Raw genomic sequence first — 25,681 nt, 5'->3', positions numbered from 1 at the left:
CTTATGGCTGGGCCTTAATCGGGCGTAGCCATACTTAACACCTCAAATAATTATTTAATAATGAGCACCTCATGTTTAAACATCTTATCTTGAGCGCCATCACATTATGTTTACTGAGCGGTTGTAAGCCTGAGGCTGAGACGATCCAGCAAGCAGCGGCCGTCATAGATCAACAACAGCTCTGCGAAGTAAAAAACTGGCAGAAAGATGTCACCGCCTTGGCCTGTCAACCTGGCCAAAAACTCCTGTTTTTGCCGACTAGCTTTGGTAATGAACAATTGCCTGTTTTATTCGCAGCGGTTAATTGTGATCACCGCTTTAGCATAGCCCTGACCAATGGCGGCGTGTCTTGTATCTATACGCCGCTAAAGATGACGGCAGCAGAAGCGCGAGACGCCATCGGTAAAGATGAAATAATTAAATAAGCGTTGCCACACTTATCCGCCCCTTTCTTCACTCCTCACTCATACTGTTCAGCCATTAAACGTTAAGCCAGCGTTATTCCAGCTCGGGCTGATGCTGATTTTTTAGTCACGTTCGCCTTTTGCCGATTATTGACGACGTAAGCAAAAAATTAGCGTTCCGTGCCTTCGTGACTTTCGGCTTGAATCTGCTCAAGCTGACTTTTCTCTATGACGGTAACCCCAGAAAAACGCGCCGATGCGAAGCGTACCACTAGTATGGCAATGGCTAGCAGTAAGATGGCGCCTGATACATAGAGCACGCCCATATCGGGGGCATTATGGTGCGAGATATCGGAGATCATTAAGCGGGTTAATGCGGTGATGGCCACATAGATTAAAAAACGCACCGGCATATGGTTGGTTTTAAAGTAAATGCCGACCATGGCGCCCAGTTCAAGATAAATAAACAACAATAAAATATCGTCGATGGAGGCCGCACCTTTGGCAAACATGTCGATGGCGGCCAGCGTGCCGGCCCACACCGTCATGGCGCCAATGGCGAACAAGGCTAAATAGTGGAACACTTCCACTAATAGGTTGCCCATCGATTCAGCAGAGTGATGCAGTTTAGCGCGCAAGCGATTGGCGAGATTATTGGTCATGGATTTTATCCTTGTTAGTTGTGCAAAGCACTGAGCATAGCGGGCAACATTGGCGAAAATAAAACCAGACAAGCGTTTTGCGAGGTTACTGTAGTTTAGTCGGCCATAAATGGCGTGCATAATGCATCGGTGTGGGTAATAAATAAGAAGCTGATAAATAAGCGCCCTGAGTGTATGACCTGCTGTTACGCTTTGAGCTATCGAGGGTTGACGGTAGAGTGCAGTAATTAGGCTGTGAGCAGCAGCAAGAGGGAGATGACTTGAAATGATGAGATATAACGTCTTAGTGATAGCCTTACTAGTTGGCTCCGTTTTACCCGCTCACGCCGCGGATGATATGCGTTTTGTGACTAAAACCAGCTTGCCCAACGGGCAAACCCTGGTGGTCGCCGAAGGGGATTTTGAAGCGCGTTCTATCGGGAGTGTTAGCGTGCGTCTCTATGAGACGGCAGACGAGCCTAATGAAACCACGTTCTTTATGGATGGACTGATCCTGCCCCGAGAGGGTGTGCTAGAGAAAGTGTTGCTGGCCGATATTACTGGAGATCAGCAGCCAGAGATTATTGTGCTGGCGCGTTCGGTGGGGACGGGCAATTTTTTGTCAGCAACGGCCATTGCCGTGACGGATAAGCAGTTGGTGTTAAGTGCCGCAGTGACTGGGCTTAACGCGGATGCCGACCCCGTGATTGCCTTACAAGATGCCCACCAAAACAGACCTTAAAACCCGAGTAAAATCGAATAAAAAGTCGTTAATAAAGTAGGCGCGTATTAAGGTAGGCTTAGTACGAAAGTTCGGCCTGCCTTGAGTCTTACGCGCTCATAAATGGATAGTCAGCAGCGCCTGAGGGATAAAAGGTATCTGAGTCGGGGGTGTTGAGCTCGGCACCCGCCTTGATACGGGCCGGTAGATCGGGATTGGCCATAAAGGTGTTACCAAATGTGACTGAGTCAGCCCTGTTGTCGCGTAACAGGGCCGCGGCTTCGGTGGCGTCAAATGCCATATTCACCATCAGATGGCCTTGGTAATGCTCGCGCGTCATCGCCCGTACGTCTGGACCTTCCATACTGAAAAAACCACCGCGCATCGCGTGCAGATAAGCTAGCTCCAAGTTGCTAAGACGCCGGGCGAGATAGCGGATAAATTCCAGCGGCTCGTGGGTGTTCATGCTGTTGAAACTGTTCAGCGGTGACAGGCGCACGCCCACGGGGGCAGTTAATTCCCTCGCTCAGCACTTCCATCAGAAAACGGGCGCGATTCTCCAGCGAATTCCTGTTTTCGTCGTTACGCGGGTTGGCACTTTCACGCAAAAACTGGTCGATAAGGTAGCCGTTGGCGGCGTGTATTTCCACTCCACTAAACCCGCCGCCATGGCGTTGGCCGCCGTTTGACGAAAATCTGCCACGATAAGTAATCACGCATAACTTATGTGCTTGTATGCGACTGCCCAACTTGGCAAAGAAAAAACGAACACTTAAACCTATTTTTGCCACGCTTGTTTGTTGCGAGAGGCACGGAACGCACTGACGAAGAGCGACAAACCAAGAGCATATCTCTTGTAAGGTCTTACCAAGTCAATGTTCGTTTTGGTCTTAATCTTACCTGATTACGTATGAACTTCAGCCATGATGCGCGTTGTTTTGGTTTGTCCTTTGTAGCAGCCCGTCTCTTTAATAAAGAGGACTTCGGCTGGCCAGCTTTGCTGGCTGTTATTGAGGTTTAGATTTAGACCAAAACACTAAATCGGGCCGAAGTCCTCTTCGCCGAAGAGACGGTCCCCTACAAGGTCAAAACACCAAACTGAGTCCCATATTCTTACCGAAAATACGAGTCGTTTCATGTATCTTTTTGAATTTATTGATGATTAGTTTACTGAAACATGGCTGAGCTTTGTTGGTAATCAGTTAATCTTAATTTTTCCGTGGGTTCAGTGCTTATCGTAGCAAAGAGTCGTGGCGAAGAAGTCTTGAGTCTTTAAAAGCAAAATTTCGACAAAATCCACATTAGTTTCGAGGTATTACTTAGCGGTAATCTCGACGTGTCTAATCTCGAGTGGCACCGTATAGCTTGCTTGTCGGCGGGAGTATGAACGTCTCCATCAATGGCAATCGCGCTGGAGCCAACGGCGGGCTTGCCGTTGTTTAACTGCGGGTGCGCGGCGCGACCTGAGTGCCAAATTTGCACAAATATTTTCCCGCCTGCTTGGTGCAGGGCTTGGTGCTATGCCCTACTTGGCTATTGCTTACTCATCTTGAGACGGGCGCCTTGTTCCCTGTACTGGGTGCGTGGGATGTGGCCGCCGAGCCTGGCACCCAAGAGCTTAATCTTATTTATCCGGAGAACAAGCTGCGCTTGCCTAAGGTAGCGGTTTTTATCGAGCATTTGCTGAGTCACGCCAAGCAACTCGTCGGCCAGTCTTATTAACGTCTGCGGCTATAAATAGTTGACCGTGCTCATATCATGCATAAAAGTTTTAATATTCAGAGCGTTACCATCGCGCAGTAAAAAAGGATTCAGCCCATGAAGACAAGTAAACGAATGACGTTAAGTTCTGCACTGCTGGCGTTCACACTCACCGGTTGTGATCACAGCCCAACGGCAGACGAGCAAGTGGCTGCGGCCATTGCCAAATTTACTGAGCAAGCGGATATTGACTATCAACATGGCTTTTTTGACTTAAACAGTGACGGTGTGGAAGATGCTCTAGTGTTGCTCACCGGTAGCGATTGGTGCGGCTCAGGGGGCTGTACGCTGTTAGTGCTTGAGGGCAAAGTATTAAGCCCACCAAATATGCTCCCCAGTTTTAATGTCATCTCCCAAAGCACAGTCACGCGCACGCCTGTAGGCGTGGCCGACTCTAAAAGCCAACGTTGGCATGACGTAATCGTGCACAGCGGGGGAGAAGAAAAAATTCTGCAATCTGATGGCCAGCATTATCCACACAATGCCTCTATGCAGCCCGCGGCTACCGCCGAGCAGCTTAATGGCGCCAAGATAGTGCTGCCCTGATCCGACGGTGCGAGGCTTATCACCATTCCTCGTCCACACTCTCTGTCCACTCTTACCGGCAATAATAAGGACCCACCACCATGACGGCACTATTAAAAAAAGATACGGCTATCACGGACTCAGTACTCAGAGCCATGGCGCATATGCCGACCCTAAGCCTTGGCGTATTAATCGATGATACGCTGGTGGCGCACTTAAGTGCGGCGGATTTTATGCGTATCGCCGTGTATTTGGCAGAAAAAAGTCTTGATGAAGGCGGCTGCCCGATAGGGGCCGTGATCGTCGATAATGATAGCGGGCTGATTGTCGGCAAGGGGCACAATACCTTGGTACAAGAAAATCATCCCTATAACCACGGTGAAACCGCCGCTATTAAAGATGCGGGGCGCCGTGATTTTAGTCGCACTACCTTGTATACCAGCTTGAGCCCCTGTGTGGTGTGCGCCACTTTGCTCTATATGCGTGGCTTTGGCAAAGTGGTGGTGGGGGATGTAACCAATGCGTCCGGCACTGAAGCCTTGCTGCAAGAAAAAGGCGTGCAGGTGGTCATACTCGAAGACGTGCTCGGTATTAAGCAATACGCGCGCTTTCGCCGTGAGCACCCAGAGCAAGACTTAGAAGACTGGCAAGGCGTAAGTGCGGTACAAAAAACTGCGGTGCAAAAAAGCGCGGTACACACAACTCATGAACAGGGCGTCTGAGCTTAGGGCTAGATCCTGATAGCGCGATTAGAGTTAGGTTTAGGTTCGGTATTTCTGATGGGAGCGTACAGCCTATGGCAAGCCAAGAAGCAAAGTTTAGCCTGCTAGTTAAAGAAATGCCTTTTGAAGTGCGCGAGTATGAGCGCCATGTGTTGGCGCAAACTCAGGTGAACGGCGATTTTAGCGAGGCGGGTAAGCAGGCCTTTGGCCGCTTGTTTCGCTATATTTCTGGCCATAATCTCAGTCAGCAAAAAATCACCATGACAGCTCCCGTCACTCAGCAGCAAGAAGGTCAGCAGCAACACAGCCCGAGCCAAGCAAGCGGCGGCTGGTGGGTGAGTTTTATTATGCCTGCGGAATTTCAATTAGCAGATACGCCACAGCCCAAAAACGCCAGCGTGCATTTGCAAGAGGTGCCCACACAGCAGATGGCGGTGATCCGCTATTCCGGTAGTTGGAGTGAGGCAAGCTATAACATCCATAAACGTAAGCTTGAAACCTGGCTACAGTCTAAGGGCTATCAGGCAAGCGGCGAGGCTATTTGGGCACGTTATAATCCGCCTTTTACGCTGTGGTTTTTACGCCGCAATGAGGTGCTTATCCCCATCGCAATGCCACCAGGACTGACCAAGAAAGTCTGATCAAGAAGGCGAGTGAGCGAGACCGAGCACAGGCCTAGGGCGGTCTGCATATGGCGCTTGCTTATAAACGGAAAAAGTAGAAAAACGCGCGGTGTGAGATCTAAAAAGGGTAGCCAACAGGCTACCCTTTTGCATTATGGCAAAGCCAGCCGATTATTCATGGGGCAGGGCTTACTGTTTCTAAGTCTACTATTTGGGGCTTATTGTTTTTGAACCAGTGCCGTGCCAACGCCGTGGCGCTTAGACTCACTGACTGCGGTGACAGTACCGTCAGCGTTAAATACGATGCCGTTGGCGGCGCCTATTTGGTCGGTTTCACTGAATTTATGACCTTTGGCCTCTAATAACTTGGCTTGCTCGCTGTTAGGGAAGTTTAATAGGGTTTCTACCAGCGTGGTGTCGCCGTTACGTTGACTTAAGCGCGGTGCGTCTATGGCCTCACTCAGTGACATGCCCAGATCGATATGATTAACCATGGTTTGTAGCACTGTGGTGATAATGGTTGAGCCGCCCGGTGAGCCTATGGTGAAGGCGGGTTTGTTATCTTTGAGCACTATAGTCGGGCTCATGCTGGAGCGCGGGCGCTTATAGGCTTCGGCCACGTTGGGGTGTGGCGCGTTAAAATCGAAGTCGGTCAACTCGTTGTTCAATAAGAAGCCGCGACCGGGCACCACTATGCCGCTGCCGCCCCAATCTTCGATGGTAAAGGTGTAGGCCACTACATTGCCCTCGCGGTCTGAGACGGCTAAGTGCGTGGTGTGCAGGGATTCGTGGCCGAGCTTGCTGCTTGCTGGACGCTGCGGCATAGATGGATCGTCTTGATACAGAAACGGGTCGCCGGCGTCACTTTTGGCCAGTGCCGTGCCTGTCATTAACTTGGCGCGCGCTTTGGCGTAGTCTTTCGATAGCAAACCAAGTGTTGGCACATCCGTGTATTCTGGGTCGGCCACATAGGCGTTACGATCCGCAAAGGCTAAGCGCGAGGCTTGCAGATACAAGTGCTCCACCTCGGCGCGAGGCATGTTCGCTAAATCAAAGGTTTCTAGCATATTTAGCGCTTGGGCGATGGCGATACCGCCACTGGAGGGCGGCGCCATGCCATAGACATCATAACCCCGATAGGTGGAATGGATAGGCTGGCGCAGTCGTACTTCGTAATCTTTAAGGTCGTTCAAGCTCATTTGGCCGGAGAGCACGTGCGTACCCTCGGTAACCGGCGGGGTATTCACGGCGGCCACTATATCGGAGGCAAGCTCACCCTCATAAAATGCCTTAGCGCCGCCTTTGGCCAACAGGCGATAGGTGTTGGCTAAGTCGGGATTACTAAAATGATGGCCGATGGCATGAGCTTTGCCTGCTGTTAAATACAGTTGGCTGGCGCTGGTGAAGCGGGCAAATTTTGGCTCATTGATTTGGCTAATACGATTAAAGTTTTCGCTGACAGCAAAGCCGTCGTCGGCGACCTTGATGGCGGGTGCTAATAACTGTTCAAAACTCATGGTGCCATAGCGCTCAAGCGCGGTTTGCCAACCTAAAACTGTGCCGGGTACGCCCACCGAAATGCCATTGGGAACTGCGGCTTCCCATTCCAGGGCCACGCCATCGGCTAAAAATACCGAAGGGGTAAAGTAAGCAGGCGCGGTTTCTCGGTGATCTATGCTAATTACTTTGTCGTCTTTAGCTGAGTAAATCAGCATAAAACCGCCGCCGCCAATGCCACAGCTAAAGGGGGCGGTAACGCCCAGGGTGGCGGCTGCGGCTACGGCCGCATCGATGGCATTGCCACCTTTATCTAAAATCTGTAATGCAGCTTGGCTGGCTTGTTCCGATACGGTGGCCACGGCGCCGCCATGACCTGTGCTTACGGCGGGGGCCGCTTGCACGGACAAGGCCGTTAATAACAGGGTTGTGGTGAGGGCGAGCCTTAAATTTCTTTGCATATTACTCTCCTGAAATATATCAATGGCAAAACACGCAGATCATGACGCTCTGGCAGTCTAGTATTTTTAGATGTATTCAGGTGAGTCAGATGGTCAAAATGTGTCTGAGCTCTCGCATTATCCCTTCTCAAGCGCTGTGAAAATCTTGCATCATAGCGATTCGGTTGTGTTGTTAAAGGAAAGCAAGATGGCAATTAAAATGAGGGTGTTACGCGCCGCGACTTTAGGAGGCAAGCGGTTAACAGCCAAGTCATTAACAGCGATGGCGGCTACCCCTTGGTTGCTTGGCTGTGCGGCCTTAGGCTTAATCGGGTGTTTTGATGACAGTGGTGAGCCACCCAAGATTGAGCCTGAAGCCCAAATGAGTGCGCAAGTGCAAACCAGCGCCGCGCAGCAAGCGAATACAAATAGCCCTCAGTTAATCACGCCCAGCGAGTTGCCACCTAGTCTGTGTCATACCACTTGGTATCAGGCCGTGGAAGACGACCTTAATACAAGTGATGGGCAAGGCCATGGTCCCGACTTGGGCAGTGCAGAATGGCGCTCGGTCGTGGAATTTAAACTGAATATTCGCGACGACAGCGAACTGCCTCAGGTGGAGACTGATGCCTGGTGTCGCTATATTGATGAGCACTACTTGCAAACCCAAGATTGATTGCTCGCACAAGGCGGACGCTAGGCACAAGGTCGAGCATCCTACAATGAGAGGTGTTTCGCATTTCATTAAATAAATCTAATTTAGCTATCTTGATTATAAGTACTAGGTGTAGAGTGCAGCCGTCTTTTAACCGTTAGGAAGTATGCATATGATCAGCTATATCACCTTAGGTGTCAGTGACTTGGCCGCGGCCAAATATTTTTACAGCGAATTATTAGCCGACCAGGGCGCGAAAGTGCTGATCGACATGGATCGCATCAGCTTTATTGGTAAGAGCATGGCCGCGCCTATGCTAGCCGTGTGTATTCCTTTTAATAATGCGCCGGCTCATCCGGGGAATGGCAACATGGTGTCATTTGCTCCGGGCAGTAAGCAGGGGGTTGATGCGTTATATCATAAGGCCATTGCGTTGGGCGCGAGCTGTGATGGCGCGCCTGGCCAACGCATTGCGGACGTTTTTTATGGTGCTTATGTAAAAGACGTGGATGGCAATAAGCTGTGCTTTAACCACTTCGGTTAACATGAGCGATTCGTTTCTAGGGCATCCCAAGGGCTGCCCTATCTTATATTCTGCTCTAAATTACTCAGAATCAGGTGTGGTAAAGGCGCATCCGGCGACTAAGCTCAATGAGTCAGCTAATTTAGGTCGCTAAACCTATACAAAGAACGTGTGCAAAGAAACCTATGCAAATAAACAGTGATTTCAACCAAAGGGTGGTGATACGCCCAGAGCAATATCAATTTATTGACTCGCCATTAGCGGGTGTCAGCCGGATGATGCTTGACCGAGCCGGTGCTGAGGTGGCGCGCGCCACCAGCATAGTGCGTTACGCGGCGGGTGCGGGTTATAGCGGCCACACTCACGATGGCGGAGAAGAAATTCTGGTGCTAGAGGGTATGCTTTCTGACGAGCACGGCGATTATCCAACCGGCACCTATTTGCGCAATCCGCCGGGCAGTCACCATCAGCCCTACACGCTGGCAGGCTGCACGCTGCTGGTTAAACTGTGGCAGTTTGCCGCCGATGACAATGCGCAAGTTAGGGTGGATACCCAACAAACGCAGTGGCTACCCGGCTTAGTTCTTGGCCTGTCGGTCATGCCCTTACATGAACATAATGGCGTGAATACCGCCTTGGTACGCTGGGCGCCCCATACCCAATTTAGTGCACATATGCACGTGGGCGGTGAAGAAATTTTAGTGCTGGAAGGGCTGTTTTGTGATGAATTCGGTGAATATCCGGCGGGTACTTGGCTGAGAAATCCCAGATACAGCCAACATGCGCCTTTTACCGGTAAAGAAGGCGCGTTAATTTATGTGAAAGTGGGGCACTTTGATGCGGGCTTATTGGGTGACCGCTTTATTCAGCAAGAGAGCTAGATGAGCGGTGTTCGATGCGGGGTAATGGATGCAAAAAGTTAGGCGCGCTTAGTCAGTGAAAGAGGCAAAATTTTGGCCAACATATTTGAAAACTTGCCTGATGATCTCAGCGCAGAGCACTTTTTAGATTTATTTAAGGGCACGGCACTTCGCATCGAGCGCATTGTGTCTAAGGGGCACAGCTCGCCGGCTACCGGTTGGTATGATCAAATAGAAGACGAATGGGTGCTGGTGCTGCAAGGTGAAGCTTGCTTGGTGTTTGCCGATGGCCGCGAGTTGACGCTGAGCGCCGGTGACTTTATGCATATTCCCGCCCACACGTTACACAAAGTCAGGCATCCTCAGGCAGATAAAATTACCGTTTGGCTGGCAATTTTTTTTAATACGGCCTAACACTGGACTCTCGCAGACTAGTCAGTCACCTAGTCGCAAGGATAAGCGTTTCACGGCTAGCGGATAGCGAGGTGTCTATGGAATTGCAGTTTTTAGGTACGTCGGCGGGCACGCCCACTAAAAGCCGTAATGTATCGGGTTTGGCGGTGAAAAAAGCCCAGAGCAAGCTGTGGGTGTTGGTGGATTGTGGCGAAGCCACCCAGCATAGGGTGTTGCACACGGCGTTGTCGTTGCATCATTTACAGGCTATTTGCATTACTCATGTGCACGGTGACCATTGCTATGGCTTGCCGGGGTTACTGGCCAGCGCGAGTTTACAGGGGCGCACGGCGACCCTGATGATTATTGGCCCCCGTGAGTTGCAAGAATGGTTGCGCCTGACTTTGCAGCTTACACAAGTAAGCTTGAGTTATGCGTTGGATTATATCGATGTGGCGACCCTTACCGAGCCTGTTCCTCTGCAGGAAATGAGCGTCTCGGCCTTCCCCTTATCCCATCGCGTGCCGTGCTTTGGTTATCAATTTACCGAAGCTGAGTTGCCATGTCGGCTCAATAAGGAAAAATTACTGGCCGAAGGCATACCTTCTGGGCCGATTTGGGGGCAATTACAGCGGGGTGAAACCGTCATCTTGAGTGATGGCCGCCGTCTAGATAGCGCCCAGTACCTGTTGGCTAATAGGCCTGCGCGTAAGGTGGTGGTGGCGGGTGATAATGATAATCCTGCGTTACTGCACGAGGCGGTGCGCTCGGCACAAGTACTGGTGCATGAAGCCACATACACCCAAGACATTGCTGACAAGATAGGCGTTGCCCAAGAGCTTGCTGACTCCGTGAGCCAGCAGTCTAAAGTCGATCCCCAGCATAGCTCGGCTAAATTAATCGCCGAGTTTGCCCACGCCGTGGCCTTGCCCAATCTTATTCTCACCCACTTTAGCCCGCGTTATAGCGGTGGGGCCAAAGGCCGCAGCATGAATGAATTAGGGCAAGAAGCGCTGTCCTATTACTCGGGCACATTGTTTTTAGCTCGAGACCTGGCGCGTTATTATTTAGATACCGCAGGTGTGCTGAGAAAAATACCGATGGATAATACTAAGTCATACCGTCTTTAGTCATACCCTGTTAGCCAGCCGTCCCTTCTCGTGCCCCAGCTTAGCTAAACCGGCTAGCACCTTATTTTGCCGAATTTGACGCAGAGTCCTCAGTCAGCTCACCGCGTCTTACCGGCGGCTGAGTGAATGAAACAATTGATGGCTAAGCTCAACGTATAACTGAACGAAGGAACTGAATACTAGATGAATTGAGGATTAGGTCAGGGAAGATAGCTGGAGATTGGCGTATGAAGAGGTGTGTTATAAGAGCAACAGGCTCAGCCGCATTAGCGGCTGAGCCTGTTTAATTTAGCGACAGGTATAGCGCCTAAAAAATTTACTCGGCCTGCTCACTGACGATGTGGGTACCGGCCTGACCGGCCAATAATGCCAACGCCTCAGATAAACGACCAATGGCACTAAAGCCACCGGATTCGGCAAAGGTGCATGCGGCCTTGATTTTTGGTCCCATGGAGCCTGCGGGTAGGTTAAGCGCATCACTTTCGGCTACGGTCAGCGTGCTTAACGGCTGCGCTTCTGGAGTCCCAAAGGCATGGTATACGGCTTCAACATCCGTCAGTAGCAATAGTGCATCGGCACCAAGCTGCTTAGCCAAAAATGCGGTAGAGAGATCTTTATCGATCACAGCTTCAATGCCTTGTAGGCCGTTATTGGCATCACGTACCACAGGAATACCGCCACCGCCGTTGCAGATCACCACCACGTTTTTTTCCACCAACAGTTGGATTACGCCTAAGTCAGGAATATCCAAGGGTTGAGGGGAGGCTACTACGCGGCGCCATTTATTGCCATCTTGGGCAATCTGCCAGCCGGCTTTAGCGGCGCGCGCTTCGGCTTCTTCTTGGCTGTAGACGGGCCCAATAAACTTAGTCGGCGTTAAAAATGCCGGGTCTGCGGCGTCCACCACTACCTGCGTGAGCAAGGTGGCAATCGGGCGACTGTTTTGCAGGGCATTTTCTAGCTCTTGTTCAACTAAATAGCCAATCATGCCTGCGGTTTGTGCGCCTAATACGTCCAACGGATAGCTTTCTGCTGCGTTATAGGCTTCTGCTTGCAAAGACAATAAACCCACTTGTGGGCCGTTGCCATGGGTGATCACCAATTGATGACCGGCGCGAACAATTTGCGCCAAGGCTCGCGCGGCTACTTTAACGTTCTCGCGCTGTACTTGGGCCGTAAGCGGCTCACCGCGCTGTAATAAGGCATTCCCGCCTAGTGCTGCTACAACTAACATAATTATTATCTTACATTTGTTTACATCAGGCGTGCTGACGTGGATAGGACCCTTGCTTGAAAAGACACCGGCAAGCCGGTGCTCAAACAGCTCTAAAATGATGCGCATCGCAGACTGAGTCGGCGAAGGCTGGCTGTTTATTAGCGAAGCTCAGCTTGAGAAACTTCAACCGGCTCGAATAATGCAGCAACACATTCTACTCATTTAGCTCAATAAAAGCAGCAAAAACTGACCTTAACGACAAACCTCAGCAGCAAAGGCCGATTTTATGCCAGCCTTGCGGCTCAAGAAGCTGAAACTATTAGTATTTATGTCTGACTAGGCTGCATATTCAGTGTGTTGCGCTCGCGTTACACAAGGCGCACGTTTTAGCTCTTATTAGATGAATAGTTAAGTGAATAGTTAAGTGAATAGATAAGTGAATAGATAAGTGCATCGTTAAGTAGATAATTAGGACGATAAGGTAGTGAATAGCTCAGCTTAAAATCACCGACACTTTACTGTAACTGCCTAATGCGGGGCGCTCGCGAACACAGACTTGTGCATGGCTAAAGCCTAAGTGCGGCGCGCTTACCAATAGATTTAGGTGGCGCCCTCAGCTACCAAGTGGCTATCAAGCGGTAAGCATGCACAGTCCTGACGCTTGCCCTGGCAGAAAAACGCTAAAAGTGTAATTTTGCTTAGCAATAAACGATATCTGAAAATTAACAAATACTGAGCAAGTCATTTACTTTCAGGCAGAATCCATGTCAAGTTGATGATAATCATGTTGATTTTATATCTTTATTTAAAGATGGTTTTATTGACTGAGTGTTAAAATGTAACGGCTTTGTGACTCCATATTCGCAATATGCTAAATATGACTTTTAATTCAACTTTTGTATCCTAGTGTCGATATAATAAGGTCTTCTTTTGCCCACTGGCGGCCATTAGCACTTAATGTTGCCGATTTTTTAGTCAAATACGCGGCGCGCAAAGGAACATTAGATGAAGTGTCCACGCCAATGCTGGCGCTGGCACGTACTTTTTGGCTGTTGGAGCAGGCATGCAAAAATTTAAATTACGCACGGTATTTATTGGCTTTGTCGCCTTGGCATTGGTGTTATTAACGCTGGTGTCGACGCTGATTAACGTAAATCAATTCTCGGGTTTGTATTATGGGCAGACCGAAAAAGAATATTTGCCTAATAGCGTGGGTCGTATTGCCGAACAGGTGCGGGCTGAGTTGATGCCGGCCATTATTTTATCGGATGACATGTCCAACAACAGCATCTTGCATGACTGGATGAAAGATGGTGAAGAGGCGGGCGGACAGCACGACCAAGTGCTGCGCTACTTTAAGCAGCAAAGGGCCAATGCCAACGCCAACACCTTATTTTGGGTCTCGGGTTTATCGAATACTTATTACACGGATGCGGGCGCCTTTAAAAAAATATCCACCACGGATCCCCGAGATAATTGGTATTACAACTTTTTAAAGAGTGGCGCCAAGCAAAGCTTGTCGATTGACCCAGATGAACGCACCGAAAAGTTAACGTTGTTTGTGAATACGTTAGTCACCATAGAGGGTAAACCTGTGGGCGCTGCGGGCCTAGGCTATGACGTGTCTGCTGTGGTTAATATGATTGCCGATTATAAATTGGGCGAGAACGGTTTCCTGTTTTTGGTGGACCAAAACGGCATGGTGGCCGTGCATCCTGAGATGGCCTTAACACGTAAAAATATTGCTGAAATTGACAAGTACCGCCCTGTAACTCAGTTACTGGCGCAGAAAAAATCTGGTTTCTCTTTTGAGCTGACAGAGCTAGAAGACCAAGAGGTGTATTTGGCAGCGCAAGAGGTGCGTGATACCGGATTAACGCTGGTGGCGGTACTGCCGTCGGCAGAGATCAGTGGCGCCATCAATCGCGTGATTTCTTCCTCTGTGTGGGTGAGCGTCTTGCTGACGGTTGGCTTTATTTTGCTGACGGTATTATTTGCTAACTCCCTGAGTAAGTCGATTCGCCAAGTAGGTGATGATTTGTTAAGCATGTCTGGCAATGGTGGTGATTTAACCACACGCTTAGATGATAGCAATGACAATGAGTTAGGGCACCTTGCTAAGGGATTTAACGCCATTATTGGTAAAATTCGCGAATTGGTGGCGGAAATTAAACAAACAGAAACGGCGATGAAGAGTGGTATAGAGCAACTCGCGCAGTTGGCCAATGATACCTTTACTTCGACGGATCTGCAGCGTGGGCAAACCGATCAAGTCGCGACAGCTATTACTCAAATGGGTCAAACGATTACTGAGGTGTCCGGAATTGCCCATCGCACTGCCGAAGATACCGAAAGTGCGGTTTCAGATACGCAAAGCACAAATGACAACATGGCGCTCACTTCCAATACCATGCAAGAGCTGACCTTAGTCATGAGCGACATTGAAAAAACCATCATCGACTTCGCGACTCAAGCGGGCGCCATTAATTCTGTGGTAGAAGTGATCAACGGCATTTCAGAGCAAACTAACTTATTAGCGCTGAACGCGGCCATAGAAGCAGCTCGGGCCGGTGAGCAAGGCCGAGGTTTTGCGGTGGTGGCAGATGAAGTGCGAAGTCTAGCGCAACGCACCCAAGCCTCGACGTTAGAAATTCGTGAGCAAATTAGTCAGTTGCAGCTCACGGCAGAACAGTCGACCAAGGCCATCCAGCAAGGGACCGTTAGCAGCCAACAGGTAGCGGCCAATACCGAGCTGTCAGCGATTGCTCTGCTGGGTATTAAGAAAAAATTTGAAGCCATTAGCTCAGGCAACCACCAAGTGGCGGCGGCGACCGAAGAACAAGGTGCGGTGGCCGAGCACATTAATGAGTCGGCGCACCTGATTTCTGATAGTGCGGCCAGCATTCACCATAATGCAGAACAGCAATTAGAAGCCATTAATATGCTGCAGTCCCGTGCCGATCATTTACGCGCTCTGGTGACGCAATTTAAGGTGTAATCGAAAGCACTCAGTCACACGTTCTATGCGAATACCTAACACCCTGACACTTTGTGTCAGGGTGTTTTTTTATCTGGCGCGGCGGCTGATTTTGGACGTTTAATCAAAAAGTTGCGTATATGCTAATATAGCGAGCTGTCAGCTAGGCTGACGTTCATGATGGATAGTAGGAGTGGGGCGTGTTTAGCGAATTTATTCTTGGCGATGGCGTTGAATTTAACTCAGATCTTAATGTGCCTTTCGTGCCCTCTGATGAATTGATAGTAGAAAGCATGCTCGATTTGGCTCGGGTGACCAGCCAAGACCTGATCTTTGATTTAGGCTCAGGCGATGGCCGCATTCTGGTATCGGCGGCCATGGGTCGAGACGCGCGGGGCGTGGGCGTCGATATGGATCCTTTACGCTTAGAAGAAAGCCGAGAATTTGCCGCCTCCATGAGCATGGATCACTTGGTTGACTTCATCGAAGATGATTTTTTTAATGCCGATATTAGCCGCGCCACTGTAGTCACGCTGTATTTGTTGCAAAGCATTAATCTACTATTACGACCCAAGCTCTTAACCGAGCTGAAACCGGGGACTCGCATCGTCTCAAATTCATTTGATATGGGCGAATGGGAGCCCGATGACCGCTGCTATGCGGCGGGTTCACATATTTATAAATGGGTAATACCGGCCAACGTGGCAGGTGTATGGCAGTGGCAAATGCAGGATAAGCAACACTATAAAATCGCGCTCAGTCAGACGTTTCAGCGTCTTAGTGCTAAGGCGTGGTTGAATGATGCGCCCGTCGAGGTGCTGGCCACCGATCTGTGTGGCAGTCGCTTAATGTTGACCATCGCAGGCACAGATTTGAATGAGCCGCGCACCTTTTATTGGCGCTTGGTGGGCGAACAGCTTCAGGCCAGACCCGGTGAAACCGATTATATGACGGCCACGCTTATCTAGTTTTTGCTCGGCCTAGGCTCACTAACGCCACCCCAGTACCAATTAATAGCGCGCCCCATAATAGCCCCGGCGGCGGCGCTTCCCCCTGCAATAACACGGCAACAGGCACGCCCACTATGGCGCCGACCGCACCGAGCAAACTTAATAATACGGGGCCACCGTTTTTTTGCAGCGTAAATAAGACTAAGAATTGCCCAGCAAACACCAAAGACTGAGCGCCAATTAAGGCCAAGGGCAGGGCTTTGGTTTGCGGTAAGCTCAAGGGCAAGTCGGTAAGCAAACCGGTTGCTAATAGCATCAATGCCGCAGCCAGCAGCATGCCGGGCGCTAAAGACGCTGCCGCCACGCCGGGTGGCCAGCGCAGCGTACGATAGAGATTGCCTGTGGCCAGTAATACGGGACCCAGTAGCGCCACTAAAATCCAAAAATTATCCGCATTAGGTCCGCTTAGTTTATTGATGGCTAATACGCCAGCACCGGCTAAGGCGGCCACCACGCCGCTGGCGCGCATCAGATTAAAGCGCTCCATGCCTAATGCTAAGGCACCCACATAAGTTAACAGTGGCGGCAGTGAAATGATCAAGGCTACAAAGCCAGCACCCACATGGGGCACGGCAGAAAAGAAGATAAAGTTTGATCCCGCTACCCCTACTAATGCAGAAACCGCGTAATATTCCACGGTACGCTTGGTGAGGGGCGGCAAGGTATTGCGTACTATGGCAAGGCTGAGCAACATAACGGCGGCACCAACGATGGACCACGTTAAGAACGCCAAGGGCGCGAGCGACATTTCACCGGCCAGTTTGGCTAAATTCGTGGATAAGCCGAGTAAGGCGCCCCCTAACAACAAGCATAATAAAGGCACTAACCATGCTTTATGCTGGGCGTTAGGGTGAGAGAATGCCTTCGTCATGGTTGCGGCCTATGTTAGAGGAAATATTAGGGGAAATAAGTGTATGAAAAGAATTAATAAAACATAACCCTAACATGTATGTAAGCTGAATATGCATGTAACGTGCATAATGAACATAACCTGATCGCGGGCATTCGGTATTGTCGTTGGGATGTTGCCTAAGGTATTAAAATGAAAGCGGATGGCTGTCCGCTTTCGCGTGCTTGGTGCTTGTTTCTTGGTGTAGGGCTAACTACTCGACGTTAGCCTCTGCCATTAGCATATCGTTGGGTAACATATCGACCGGTAATACGTCGGCAAACACTAAACCGTCGCGGGTGACCACGTCACCTATATGTACGTCGAGAGCGTACTTAAACATGGGGCCATCAAACACAAAGGTATGGTATTCGCCATTCTCGCCGCACGGATCGGCATCATGGGGCAGGGCGGCGAGTATTTCTGGGCATAGCTCTAAGCCTGCAAAGTGGGATGGGACTTTATTGGGATCCAGACAGGTGATTAAGGCTCGCTGGCCGGCATTAAACATGGCTTGCGGCAGCAGATCCGTGGCCAAGCCCCACAGGGGAAATAAGGCTTGCATGCCGACTGCAGTGAGCTGCTGCTCTCGAAAGTTTCGTACATCTTCAAGCAATAGGTCGCCAAACGCCATGGCCGTCACGCCGCATGCTTTAGCGCTCTCTACAAAGTTTTGCATCAACTGACTGTATTGTTCATTGGTACAAGGGTTTGGCAGGCGAATGATCTCCAGCGGCAAGCCCAGACTGTCTGCTTGCATCTGCACTAATTGAGTGCGTACCCCGTGCATGCTGACGCGCTCAAACTCCTCGTTCACGGCAGTAAACAATCCTACTACCTCAAACTCTGGATTTTGTTGTAAACAATACAGCGCCCAAGCGCTGTCTTTGCCACTACTCCAAGACATTAATATTTTTTTTATCATCATTTCCTTCGCTTTATTACTGGTCTGTCCAGTGGGGCCTGAATGTTAGGATCACTATTAATGGCGTTTATTGAGACCATTGTGTGTTTATTGAATAGTCGGCGGCCAAGACCAACAATGTTTTATTGTGTGCTACATCTGGTTAACAAATGTAAGTGTGACTAGGCTCAAAGGCAGCAATCGAGAAAGCAGACTTGGCTTCTTGAGCTTTTCAACAGAATGACCATACTCAGAAAACGTAATATGCATCCCATATGAATCAATAGGATCCATTATGACGCCTACCATAGCAGTCTTGCTAATTATTACATTTTTGCTGTCAACAGTGGGTTTACTGCTATTGATTTGGTCAATTGCCACCAATCAATTTAGTCAAAGCCAAGCGGCAGCTCGGACCATTTTTACCCCTGGGGAAGAAGGACACAGCGAAGATCCCGCACTCAAGAGTGATCAGCCTTTTTTAGGCGAGAATAAAGAACAACACGAGGCAGTAACGGCGCGCTGGATAGCCGACCACTCATCTAAAACGGCCGTACTTACTTGGCTAACCTCCGCCATCATCTGGTTATTAATCGGGTCTGTCTACGGACTTTTTTCCTCCATCAAGATGCATTATCCCGAGTTTTTGGCCGACAGCCAATGGTGGACCTTCGGTCGTATTCGACCCATGCACCTTAATGCCGTGACCTATGGTTGGGCGTCAATGGCGGGCATTGGGGTGGTATTATTTTTAATACCCCGATTGTTTAAAACGCCCTTGTTTGGTGCCAAATATGCGATCAGCGGCGCCGTGCTGTGGAATGTTGGCATGCTGCTGGGGTTGGGCGCCATTAATCTCGGGCTGTCTGATGGTCAAGAGTGGCTGGAGTTTCCTTGGCAAATAGACACCTTATTCGTGGTGGCTGGCGGTCTGTGTGCCGTGCCCTTACTGATCACCTGCGCCAAGCGCAAAGTGCAGCACTTGTATGTGTCTAGCTGGTATTTTTTGGCCGCCTTGGTGTGGTTTCCGTTCTTATTTTTAATTGCCAATGCCCCTTACTTGTTCCCGGGTGCATCAGGCGCCACCGTAAACTGGTGGTTTGCCCATAACGTATTGGGCTTGTGGGTGACGCCGCTCGGTATCGGTATTGCCTATTATATGATCCCTAAAATTTTAGGGCGGCCGATTGTTTCTTATAAGCTGTCGTTACTTGGCTTTTGGGCGTTGGCCTTGTTTTACAGTCAAGTGGGTATTCACCACCTCATAGGCGGACCTATTCCAACTTGGTTGGTGACCTTGTCTATCGTGCACAGTGTCATGATGTCGATCCCCGTCATTACCGTGGCCATCAACCACCACGGCACCATGTGGGGACATTTTTCACGGCTAAAAGACTCACCTACCTTGCGCTTCGTCTGGATAGGTGCGCTTATGTATACCTTCACCTCTTTGCAAGGCTCGATGGAGGCACTGCGCAGTGTTAACGTTATTACTCACTTTACTCACTACACTGTTGCTCACGCGCACTTAGGCATGTATGCCTTCTTAAGCTTTATCTTGTTTGGTGCCGTGTATTTCATCATGCCGCGTTTAACCGATTGGGAGTGGCCATGGCGTAGCATGATCACCTTGCATTTTTGGCTAGTTTTCATCGGTATCTTGATTTACTTCGTCTCGCTCACCACCGCCGGTTGGTTACAAGGGGTCGCTTTGTTGGACGCGAAAACGCCGTTCCTTGAAATTGTGCAAATGACCATTCCTTATCTGCAAGGTCGTTCGGTGGGGGGCGGAATGATGGCACTGGGTCATGTGGTGTTTGCCGTGCATTTCTTTGCCATGCTGAAACGCCGCGGTATTGTTAAAAATGAGCCGACGCTGTTCCGTGTTAATACCAAGGAGGCCTCATTATGAAGCGTGCTCTCGCAATTATGGTGGGTGCGGCCTTTATTCTGCTGCTGGCCACCTTAACCTTAGTGGTGCTGCCCTACATTCAAATGACCTCAGAAGCCGTGCCACCGGATCTTAAGCCTTATACGGAGCAAGAGCTGGTGGGTCGTCAGTTGTACATCGCCAATGGCTGCGTTTATTGCCATAGCCAACAACCTCGCGACCCCAGCTTTGCACCGGGTGACCGAGACCGTGGTTGGGGGCGCCCAAGTGTTGCAGGTGACTATATCTACGATAAACCCCACCTGCTGGGCACCATGCGAACCGGTCCCGACTTATTTAATATCGCGGCCCGTCAACCCAGTGCAGACTGGCATCTAATTCATTTATACAACCCACAAGCGGTAATGAAGGGCAGTATTATGCCGCCATACCGTTTCTTATTCCGTGAAGTGGATAAGGCAGGCCCCGATGACAGAGTAGTGAATATTCCGCCTCCCTATGGTCCTGAGTCTGGCCAGATTGTGGCAACCGACGAGGCTCTTGCGCTGCTCGCCTATTTATTGTCGCTTGATCATACCTATCCGGCACCCACGTTACCGCAGCCCTCAGCACAACCTAAAGCAGCTAAGGAGTAGATGATGAGTCCAGATGAACATCGCGCGCAACGCCGTGAAGCTCCCGAGCCTGAAGAAGGTGATCGCGGGATCCCGAAAATTGTTATGGTGTGGATAGTGGTGCTGCTGTTTTGGGGCGTAGGCTATTACCTCTGGCAAATAGGCAAACCTATGCTAGGTGGCGACAGTCGCAGTGTGCCGGTACAGGTGGTGGCGAGCACCGAAGGTGGCGCGGCCGCCATTGATGGTGGCGTTATTTATAATGCCAACTGCAGCGCTTGTCACCAAGCCACCGGCCTAGGTATTCCGGGCGCCTTCCCGCCGTTAGCCGGCAGTGAATGGGTGATCGGCGATCCGGCTATTGCCGTGTCTATCGTTCATGATGGTTTACAAGGCGCGATTAACGTGGCCGGTGGCAGCTATATGGGAGTGATGCCCAAGTTTGGCGGTAATTTATCTAATGCCGAAATCGCTGCCGTGTTAACGCACATCAGAAGCGAGTGGGGCAATCAAGCCGGTGCCGTTGAAACCTCATTAGTTGATGAGCATGTGACTCGCTTTGCTGAGCGTGGCCCTTGGTCAGAAGCGGAGTTAATAAGCACCTTTGGCAAGCCATAACCTTATGGCGGCCACAGCAGCGTTTCCGTTTATTGACGAAGATAAAGGCCGACAAGATGACACTGAGCACAGTGTCATCTTGATGGTTGAGGGAATGCGCTGTGCTAGCTGTGCCATCGCGGTGGAAGCCCGCTTGAAAAAACAGCCTAAGGTGAGCGATGCGGCGGTCAATTTTTCCGCAGACATCGCCATGATAAGCTGGCAGTATGATAAGCCTGATATAAACCAACTCAAGCGTGCCGTGGCGCGTTTGGGCTATCAATTACATACCTCTGTCTGCTCTGAACGCAGCGCCCAACAAGCCGAGTGCATGCGCCAACAATTGCAACTGCGCCTAGCGGTGGCTGTGGTGTTTGGCATGTGGAGCATGATGCCAGCCATCTTGCTTTATTTAGCGCCCCTAGGAGCTGTAGAGCCCGAGCTTATGTGGCCACTGGCATTAGCCAGCGGCCTGTTTGCCATTCCCGTGCTGCTGTATTCTGGCAGCCATTTTTATCGGGTGGGTTGGCGCACATTAAGCGCGGGCTCCCCAGGGCTAGATAGCTTGATAACGCTTGCCGTATGGGCGGCGGTGCTGCTCTCTAGCTGGCAGCTATATCTAGGATCGGCGCACGTCTATTTTGATGCGGCTGTGATGCTCATCACCTTTCAACTGGTGGCGCGTCTGCTCGACACCAGCGTGCGCCGCCGTGCCTCAGAAGTGGTACGGCGTTACTTTCAACACCTGCCAGAACAGGTCGAAGTACTGGGTGCTGCAGGTAATATAAGCCCGCAAACGGCCAGCAGCGTGACGTTGGGACAGCGCATTAGGTTACGGGCGGGCCAACAGCTGGCGCTAGATGGTGTGGTACAAAGCGGTACTGGGCAAGCGGATTTATCTCTGCTGACCGGTGAGCACGAGCCGCAAATGGTGACGCTGGGTGACGAAGTATTAGCAGGCTGCAGCTTGGTGGAAGGTGAGCTCACGTTAATCGTCACCGCTACCGTCGGCGAGCGGCGCATTGACCGCCTTTCGTATTCAATCAGCAAAGTGTTAAGTCGCAAGACGGCGCTGCAGCAGTTAACGGATCGTATCGCACGTTTTTTGATCCCTATTATCTTAGTGGCCGCTTGCTTAAGCATACTTCTGGCGTGGTGGCAGGGTGCTGATCTTACCTCGGCCTTCGGGCGAGGGGTGGCGGTCTTGATTGTCAGTTGCCCTTGCGCCTTGAGTTTGGCTATTCCCTTGGTGATCACCATGGGCCATGCGCGCATGATCAATGCCGGCATTATCTTACGCGATCCGGCGGCACTGGAAACCGGTGCCGATGTAAAGGTAGTGGTCTTTGATAAGACAGGTACCTTAACGACAGATACGCCGAGTATTAAAAAGCTGCTGCCTGTGATCGGCTGGAGTCAGCAAGCGTTACTGCAACTTGGATTAAATATTTTAAGCCAAGGGAGGCATCCGGTAGCGAAAGGATTACTCGCGCATGTGGCGCAGCTGAATAAAGAGCGAGATGAGCAGTTAAACGAACAGCTAAATACAGAGCCAGACAGCGCTGAAGGCGGGGCTGAGCTTAAGCCAATGAGAGCCGTTAGCGAAGGCGAGCGAGAAAGTATCGTCGGCCAAGGAACCTATTGGCACGCAGAGCATGGCGTGGCACTGGCGGGGCGTGCCTCTTGGTTGGCGGCGCACGGCATTAGCTTACCTGAGTTAATGGATTCGGGCATGCAGTTGCATTTGGCCATTCAGGGTCAATATGTGGGCAGTATCGAGTTTCAAGAAACCTTGCGCCCTGCGGCTCAGTCGACCATAGAGACCTTGCAACGCCAAGGTTATGTGACTTATTTGCTCAGTGGGGATACGGCGTTGGCGTGTCGCGAGTTGGCCTCCCGACTCGGTATTGCTCAAGCGCAGGTTTTACATGATCGTAGTCCAGAACAAAAGCACCGCTTTATTGAAGCATTGGAGCGCAAAGCTAAGGTCGTGTTTGTGGGTGATGGCCTTAATGATGGCCTGGCATTAGCCAGTGCCGGCTTAGGGATTGCCGTGGGGCATGCGAACTCAGCCACCGGCATGGCCGCCGCCGTGTATTTACCGGATGGCGTAGCACAGGTGCCCACCACCTTGCAGTTGGCTACACGAGCGCGGACCTTGATGTATGAAAACTTGTTTTGGGCATTGGCTTACAATAGTGGCGTGATCCCCTTGGCGATATTTGGCTGGATCCATCCGGTGATTGCCGCCGTTGCCATGTCGTTAAGTAGCTTATGTGTGTTATTTAATAGCGTGCGCATGCAACATAAAGCGGCCTGAAAACAGGCTAGTCTAGGCACATTAGTCACTTAGTCAGAAGCCAAAAAGCAAACAGCCAGCGCTAGGCTGACTGTTTGCTGTGCTTATTACATTACTTACTGCTGTACGGGTAGAGGATTATTAGAAGTTATAACCCATACCTACCACATAGTTCCAGCGACCATTATCGTAGTTTTTGCCAGCACTGTCGCTGCTATCAAACAAGAACTGATATTCAGCACGAGCCTGCACGAAGGTCGAAGGCAGCACGTAGTACTTGGCACCCAACTCCAAACCTGCGGTACCGGTTTCTTTTATGCCATCACCATATGCTGCGCCTAGTGTTGCACCCACAAACGGACGAAACTCAGCCTGACCAAAGTGATAGTCGATAAAGCCAGTAGTGCTACCTTGCCAAACATCATCACCGTTATCTACGGCACCCCAGTTAACTGCTTGACGAACACCTGCCACGGTTCGGTCATTCAAATACCAACCCATATCACCAGATAAGCCCATGCCACCGTTGTCGAAGTTTTTATCGCTGCTACCTGAGCCACTGATAGAAAACTCGCGATCGCCTTGTTTAGGCCCCACACCCTGATGAGTACCTTGTGCCTGTGACAGTGTCGGAATTAATAAAGCACTAACAGCCACTGTCAAAGAAATCTTTTTGAATGTTTTCATGAAAAAATCCTCGTATTAACTAACAGGTCTTATCGTAAAAAAGGGTGTACAGCACGATACTTACTATCAAGTTACCATGATGAACCTAGTCTCACCTGTGGAGACAAACCCGTTGCAATCACCATTAAGGTTTAAGCATAGGGGACTCGGATGTCAAACCTTGAATCCCAGATAAATCCGTTAGATCGTGTTTTTTTAACCATTATCATCGAGTGAACGTCTTGCTATCAGATGACTAAAATACCAACATCATTAGACAGCGTTAGAGATGGATAAAAGGGCATTAGTTACAGTAAAAGCAAGCCCCACAAGGACTACATTAACTTTAGACGTTGTCGCTAATTTTGCCATTTTTGATGATAAAAAAATAAATAATCACTGAGATATCAACTGAATTGATGGGTAAAGTCTGCTAGTGCGCGCGACATAACATGACGTAAATGACAGGGCGTAGAATGAGTGCAAGGGCCCCAACGTGAGCTAAAAGAGTGATGAGACTGGCTAGCCTGGCCGTGTTTATTTTGATAGAGAGCTCTGAACTGTCGATATGAACCTTGCAAAGTAAGGCGCGATTGAAATCAATAAGCGCAGTAAGATAAGGCAACAAAGTGATCATAAGCCGTGATTTTTTTGTTTATCAATACGTTAAATGCTTTGAATGTGGGGTTGGCAAGCAACAACACAGAGCTCAAATAGAAGGTGCGTATGAAAGTAGTAAAGTATTGGGTACTGGCCGTGTGTGTTGGTCTGTTATCGGCTTGTAACCATGGTTTTGAAGGCGAATACAAAGTTAAGCCGGGCTCCAGCATTGAGGTGCTGAATGAATTGTCCGCCTTGGTGGGCGTAAAAAATATGATAGTCGGTCGTGACTATCTGGAATCAGAGGGAGAGCGTACTTACTTCGATAAAATTTTTGTGCGTAAATCGAATAATGGTCAGCGCTACTTGGTTTTTAAGAAGGGTGAGCAAGAAGAAGTGTGGAAAATCATCGATGACAATACGCTGCAGCAAGGCAATGACTTGATTAACGTAACGCTACAAAAAATTAAGTAGCACTCATGCTCAGTCGATGGCTTAAGTAGTCATAAAATAGACATAAACCCCTCACCAAAGAGGGATCTTTTTCGGTTATAAAACAGGTCAGGATGATGTTTTGGTTTATGTGACACGACTGCATAAAGTACTGGGGCTGTTGATATTATTACCTGTATTAGGCTGGGTGGTGACGGGTCTCTTGTTCTTTATTAAGCCTGGCTATCAGGCGGCGTATGAGAGCTTAACGGTCAAAACCTATCCGTTAGATGTCAACGTACAGATTACACCAATGAATGATTGGCAAGAGCTGAGGCTGTTGCACACCGTCTTGGGCCATCATTTATTAGTTAAACAACAAGGACAGCTGCTGCACTTGGACCCATTAACCTTGCTACCATTTACGCCATCGCTTGAACAGACCACCTTATTGCTCAGTGAAGCGATTGCCGAAAATTCTGAGCGTTATGGTAGCTTAATAGAGTGGGACGGCAGCCAAGGGCTGACCAGCACGGGAGTGGCGCTTAGCCTTGATTGGCAGCAACTAAACTTGCGCCAGTTAGGGCCCGACACTCAGCACATTAATACGTGGTATAATACCAATCGGATTAAACATTAGATCAGTTTTGTCCAGCTTCGATTACATAGTGATTTCACTCGATCCACGTCG

At 50.0% G+C, this 25,681-nt stretch carries 27 protein-coding genes; 19 read left to right on the top strand and 8 right to left on the bottom strand.

Annotated features, from left to right (window positions below; genetic code table 11):
- Window positions 1–71: 71 nt before the first annotated feature.
- Window positions 72–425, top strand: a complete 354-nt coding sequence (locus ACEN2G_RS08280) for a hypothetical protein (protein ID WP_442021010.1) — start codon at window positions 72–74, stop codon at window positions 423–425.
- 149 nt (window positions 426–574) lie between these two features.
- Here ACEN2G_RS08280 and ACEN2G_RS08275 read toward each other — a convergent pair whose 3' ends face one another.
- Window positions 575–1,066, bottom strand: a complete 492-nt coding sequence (locus ACEN2G_RS08275) for a phosphate-starvation-inducible protein PsiE (protein ID WP_442021009.1) — start codon at window positions 1,064–1,066, stop codon at window positions 575–577.
- 265 nt (window positions 1,067–1,331) lie between these two features.
- Here ACEN2G_RS08275 and ACEN2G_RS08270 point away from each other — a divergent pair, with 265 nt between their 5' ends.
- Window positions 1,332–1,787, top strand: a complete 456-nt coding sequence (locus tag ACEN2G_RS08270) for a PliI family lysozyme inhibitor of I-type lysozyme (RefSeq protein ID WP_442021008.1) — start codon at window positions 1,332–1,334, stop codon at window positions 1,785–1,787.
- A gap of 88 nt (window positions 1,788–1,875) precedes the next feature.
- Here ACEN2G_RS08270 and ACEN2G_RS08265 read toward each other — a convergent pair whose 3' ends face one another.
- Together ACEN2G_RS08265 and ACEN2G_RS08260 are read right to left on the bottom strand one after the other, a co-directional pair.
- Window positions 1,876–2,232, bottom strand: a complete 357-nt coding sequence (locus ACEN2G_RS08265; RefSeq protein ID WP_442021007.1) for a hypothetical protein — start codon at window positions 2,230–2,232, stop codon at window positions 1,876–1,878.
- Window positions 2,180–2,416, bottom strand: coding sequence for an oxidoreductase (locus ACEN2G_RS08260; RefSeq protein ID WP_442021067.1), 237 nt, complete (start codon window positions 2,414–2,416; stop codon window positions 2,180–2,182). Before ACEN2G_RS08260 ends, ACEN2G_RS08265 begins: the two co-directional genes overlap by 53 nt.
- A gap of 826 nt (window positions 2,417–3,242) precedes the next feature.
- On the opposite strand from ACEN2G_RS08260, the gene ACEN2G_RS08255 reads away from it, so the two are divergent.
- The 4 genes from ACEN2G_RS08255 to ACEN2G_RS08240 all read left to right on the top strand — a co-directional run bounded on the left by ACEN2G_RS08255 (window position 3,243) and on the right by ACEN2G_RS08240 (window position 5,415).
- Window positions 3,243–3,488 carry a hypothetical protein gene (locus tag ACEN2G_RS08255; RefSeq protein ID WP_442021006.1) on the top strand — a complete coding sequence of 82 codons (246 nt, stop codon included), beginning with the start codon at window positions 3,243–3,245 and terminating at the stop codon, window positions 3,486–3,488.
- 96 nt (window positions 3,489–3,584) lie between these two features.
- Entirely contained in the window at window positions 3,585–4,073 is a 489-nt protein-coding gene (locus tag ACEN2G_RS08250; RefSeq protein ID WP_442021005.1) for a hypothetical protein, read from the top strand.
- 80 nt (window positions 4,074–4,153) lie between these two features.
- Complete coding sequence (locus tag ACEN2G_RS08245) at window positions 4,154–4,774, top strand: nucleoside deaminase (RefSeq protein ID WP_442021004.1); 621 nt, start codon at window positions 4,154–4,156, stop codon at window positions 4,772–4,774.
- A 74-nt stretch (window positions 4,775–4,848) separates the two neighbouring features.
- On the top strand, window positions 4,849–5,415 hold the full coding sequence (locus ACEN2G_RS08240; RefSeq protein WP_442021003.1) for an SOUL family heme-binding protein: 567 nt from the start codon (window positions 4,849–4,851) through the stop codon (window positions 5,413–5,415).
- A 200-nt stretch (window positions 5,416–5,615) separates the two neighbouring features.
- Here ACEN2G_RS08240 and ggt read toward each other — a convergent pair whose 3' ends face one another.
- Complete coding sequence (gene ggt, locus ACEN2G_RS08235; protein ID WP_442021002.1) at window positions 5,616–7,355, bottom strand: gamma-glutamyltransferase; 1,740 nt, start codon at window positions 7,353–7,355, stop codon at window positions 5,616–5,618.
- A gap of 187 nt (window positions 7,356–7,542) precedes the next feature.
- Here ggt and ACEN2G_RS08230 point away from each other — a divergent pair, with 187 nt between their 5' ends.
- The 5 genes from ACEN2G_RS08230 (at window position 7,543) to ACEN2G_RS08210 (ending at window position 10,895) form a co-directional block, all read left to right on the top strand.
- On the top strand, window positions 7,543–8,010 hold the full coding sequence (locus ACEN2G_RS08230; RefSeq protein ID WP_442021001.1) for a hypothetical protein: 468 nt from the start codon (window positions 7,543–7,545) through the stop codon (window positions 8,008–8,010).
- A 151-nt stretch (window positions 8,011–8,161) separates the two neighbouring features.
- On the top strand, window positions 8,162–8,533 hold the full coding sequence (locus ACEN2G_RS08225; RefSeq protein WP_442021000.1) for a VOC family protein: 372 nt from the start codon (window positions 8,162–8,164) through the stop codon (window positions 8,531–8,533).
- A 164-nt stretch (window positions 8,534–8,697) separates the two neighbouring features.
- Window positions 8,698–9,393: a cupin domain-containing protein gene (locus tag ACEN2G_RS08220; RefSeq protein ID WP_442020999.1), complete on the top strand. Its 696-nt coding sequence runs from the start codon at window positions 8,698–8,700 to the stop codon at window positions 9,391–9,393.
- Window positions 9,394–9,465: 72 nt separating this feature from the next.
- Window positions 9,466–9,786, top strand: coding sequence for a cupin domain-containing protein (locus ACEN2G_RS08215; RefSeq protein WP_442020998.1), 321 nt, complete (start codon window positions 9,466–9,468; stop codon window positions 9,784–9,786).
- 77 nt (window positions 9,787–9,863) lie between these two features.
- Window positions 9,864–10,895 (top strand): MBL fold metallo-hydrolase, encoded by a 1,032-nt coding sequence (locus tag ACEN2G_RS08210; protein ID WP_442020997.1) that lies wholly within the window; start codon window positions 9,864–9,866, stop codon window positions 10,893–10,895.
- Between the two features lie 316 nt (window positions 10,896–11,211).
- Here ACEN2G_RS08210 and arcC read toward each other — a convergent pair whose 3' ends face one another.
- Entirely contained in the window at window positions 11,212–12,129 is a 918-nt protein-coding gene (gene arcC, locus ACEN2G_RS08205) for a carbamate kinase (RefSeq protein WP_442020996.1), read from the bottom strand.
- A gap of 1,045 nt (window positions 12,130–13,174) precedes the next feature.
- Between arcC and ACEN2G_RS08200 the strand changes: the two genes are divergently transcribed.
- Together ACEN2G_RS08200 and ACEN2G_RS08195 are read left to right on the top strand one after the other, a co-directional pair.
- A complete protein-coding gene (locus ACEN2G_RS08200; protein ID WP_442020995.1) occupies window positions 13,175–15,109 on the top strand; it encodes a methyl-accepting chemotaxis protein in 1,935 nt (644 codons plus the stop codon).
- Between the two features lie 179 nt (window positions 15,110–15,288).
- Entirely contained in the window at window positions 15,289–16,056 is a 768-nt protein-coding gene (locus ACEN2G_RS08195; RefSeq protein ID WP_442020994.1) for a class I SAM-dependent methyltransferase, read from the top strand.
- On the opposite strand, the gene ACEN2G_RS08190 is transcribed toward ACEN2G_RS08195, so the two are convergent.
- Window positions 16,049–16,969: a DMT family transporter gene (locus ACEN2G_RS08190; RefSeq protein ID WP_442020993.1), complete on the bottom strand. Its 921-nt coding sequence runs from the start codon at window positions 16,967–16,969 to the stop codon at window positions 16,049–16,051. The two genes, ACEN2G_RS08195 and ACEN2G_RS08190, sit on opposite strands and share 8 nt — an antisense overlap.
- A 232-nt stretch (window positions 16,970–17,201) precedes the next feature.
- Window positions 17,202–17,912 carry an ATP-binding protein gene (locus tag ACEN2G_RS08185; protein WP_442021066.1) on the bottom strand — a complete coding sequence of 237 codons (711 nt, stop codon included), beginning with the start codon at window positions 17,910–17,912 and terminating at the stop codon, window positions 17,202–17,204.
- Between the two features lie 274 nt (window positions 17,913–18,186).
- Here ACEN2G_RS08185 and ACEN2G_RS08180 point away from each other — a divergent pair, with 274 nt between their 5' ends.
- From ACEN2G_RS08180 to ACEN2G_RS08165, 4 genes are read left to right on the top strand one after another with little or no spacing between them, the layout of a single operon-like run.
- Window positions 18,187–19,803, top strand: coding sequence for a cbb3-type cytochrome c oxidase subunit I (locus ACEN2G_RS08180; protein ID WP_442020992.1), 1,617 nt, complete (start codon window positions 18,187–18,189; stop codon window positions 19,801–19,803).
- Window positions 19,800–20,417, top strand: coding sequence for a cbb3-type cytochrome c oxidase subunit II (locus ACEN2G_RS08175; protein ID WP_442020991.1), 618 nt, complete (start codon window positions 19,800–19,802; stop codon window positions 20,415–20,417). The genes ACEN2G_RS08180 and ACEN2G_RS08175 overlap by 4 nt, the downstream gene beginning before the upstream one ends.
- A 3-nt stretch (window positions 20,418–20,420) precedes the next feature.
- Complete coding sequence (locus ACEN2G_RS08170; RefSeq protein ID WP_442020990.1) at window positions 20,421–21,014, top strand: c-type cytochrome; 594 nt, start codon at window positions 20,421–20,423, stop codon at window positions 21,012–21,014.
- 4 nt (window positions 21,015–21,018) lie between these two features.
- Entirely contained in the window at window positions 21,019–23,313 is a 2,295-nt protein-coding gene (locus ACEN2G_RS08165; protein WP_442020989.1) for a heavy metal translocating P-type ATPase, read from the top strand.
- A 120-nt stretch (window positions 23,314–23,433) separates the two neighbouring features.
- On the opposite strand, the gene ACEN2G_RS08160 is transcribed toward ACEN2G_RS08165, so the two are convergent.
- Window positions 23,434–23,979 carry a hypothetical protein gene (locus ACEN2G_RS08160; RefSeq protein ID WP_442020988.1) on the bottom strand — a complete coding sequence of 182 codons (546 nt, stop codon included), beginning with the start codon at window positions 23,977–23,979 and terminating at the stop codon, window positions 23,434–23,436.
- A 705-nt stretch (window positions 23,980–24,684) separates the two neighbouring features.
- Between ACEN2G_RS08160 and ACEN2G_RS08155 the strand changes: the two genes are divergently transcribed.
- Window positions 24,685–25,032 carry a hypothetical protein gene (locus tag ACEN2G_RS08155; RefSeq protein WP_442020987.1) on the top strand — a complete coding sequence of 116 codons (348 nt, stop codon included), beginning with the start codon at window positions 24,685–24,687 and terminating at the stop codon, window positions 25,030–25,032.
- Window positions 25,033–25,132: 100 nt separating this feature from the next.
- Entirely contained in the window at window positions 25,133–25,630 is a 498-nt protein-coding gene (locus tag ACEN2G_RS08150; RefSeq protein ID WP_442020986.1) for a hypothetical protein, read from the top strand.
- The last annotated feature ends 51 nt before the right edge of the window (window positions 25,631–25,681 follow it).

The sequence above is a fragment of the Oceanisphaera sp. W20_SRM_FM3 genome, assembly GCF_052119705.1.
Taxonomy (GTDB): Bacteria; Pseudomonadota; Gammaproteobacteria; order Enterobacterales; family Aeromonadaceae; genus Oceanimonas.
Note: the sequence above shows the minus strand (reverse complement) of the source record. Positions and strands in the feature narration are given on the sequence as shown.

Coding starts and splice junctions, on each gene's coding strand:
- ACEN2G_RS08240 (WP_442021003.1), top strand. CDS start 4,849: ATGGCAAGCCAAGAAGCAAAGTTTAGCCTGCTAGTTAAAGAAATGCCT.
- ACEN2G_RS08220 (WP_442020999.1), top strand. CDS start 8,698: ATGCAAATAAACAGTGATTTCAACCAAAGGGTGGTGATACGCCCAGAG.
- ACEN2G_RS08250 (WP_442021005.1), top strand. CDS start 3,585: ATGAAGACAAGTAAACGAATGACGTTAAGTTCTGCACTGCTGGCGTTC.
- arcC (WP_442020996.1), bottom strand. CDS start 12,129: ATGTTAGTTGTAGCAGCACTAGGCGGGAATGCCTTATTACAGCGCGGT.
- ACEN2G_RS08200 (WP_442020995.1), top strand. CDS start 13,175: ATGCAAAAATTTAAATTACGCACGGTATTTATTGGCTTTGTCGCCTTG.
- ACEN2G_RS08155 (WP_442020987.1), top strand. CDS start 24,685: ATGAAAGTAGTAAAGTATTGGGTACTGGCCGTGTGTGTTGGTCTGTTA.
- ACEN2G_RS08190 (WP_442020993.1), bottom strand. CDS start 16,969: ATGACGAAGGCATTCTCTCACCCTAACGCCCAGCATAAAGCATGGTTA.
- ACEN2G_RS08170 (WP_442020990.1), top strand. CDS start 20,421: ATGAGTCCAGATGAACATCGCGCGCAACGCCGTGAAGCTCCCGAGCCT.
- ACEN2G_RS08265 (WP_442021007.1), bottom strand. CDS start 2,232: ATGAACACCCACGAGCCGCTGGAATTTATCCGCTATCTCGCCCGGCGT.
- ggt (WP_442021002.1), bottom strand. CDS start 7,355: ATGCAAAGAAATTTAAGGCTCGCCCTCACCACAACCCTGTTATTAACG.
- ACEN2G_RS08210 (WP_442020997.1), top strand. CDS start 9,864: ATGGAATTGCAGTTTTTAGGTACGTCGGCGGGCACGCCCACTAAAAGC.
- ACEN2G_RS08245 (WP_442021004.1), top strand. CDS start 4,154: ATGACGGCACTATTAAAAAAAGATACGGCTATCACGGACTCAGTACTC.
- ACEN2G_RS08225 (WP_442021000.1), top strand. CDS start 8,162: ATGATCAGCTATATCACCTTAGGTGTCAGTGACTTGGCCGCGGCCAAA.
- ACEN2G_RS08160 (WP_442020988.1), bottom strand. CDS start 23,979: ATGAAAACATTCAAAAAGATTTCTTTGACAGTGGCTGTTAGTGCTTTA.
- ACEN2G_RS08185 (WP_442021066.1), bottom strand. CDS start 17,912: ATGATAAAAAAAATATTAATGTCTTGGAGTAGTGGCAAAGACAGCGCT.
- ACEN2G_RS08270 (WP_442021008.1), top strand. CDS start 1,332: ATGATGAGATATAACGTCTTAGTGATAGCCTTACTAGTTGGCTCCGTT.
- ACEN2G_RS08175 (WP_442020991.1), top strand. CDS start 19,800: ATGAAGCGTGCTCTCGCAATTATGGTGGGTGCGGCCTTTATTCTGCTG.
- ACEN2G_RS08230 (WP_442021001.1), top strand. CDS start 7,543: ATGGCAATTAAAATGAGGGTGTTACGCGCCGCGACTTTAGGAGGCAAG.
- ACEN2G_RS08280 (WP_442021010.1), top strand. CDS start 72: ATGTTTAAACATCTTATCTTGAGCGCCATCACATTATGTTTACTGAGC.
- ACEN2G_RS08165 (WP_442020989.1), top strand. CDS start 21,019: ATGGCGGCCACAGCAGCGTTTCCGTTTATTGACGAAGATAAAGGCCGA.
- ACEN2G_RS08275 (WP_442021009.1), bottom strand. CDS start 1,066: ATGACCAATAATCTCGCCAATCGCTTGCGCGCTAAACTGCATCACTCT.
- ACEN2G_RS08180 (WP_442020992.1), top strand. CDS start 18,187: ATGACGCCTACCATAGCAGTCTTGCTAATTATTACATTTTTGCTGTCA.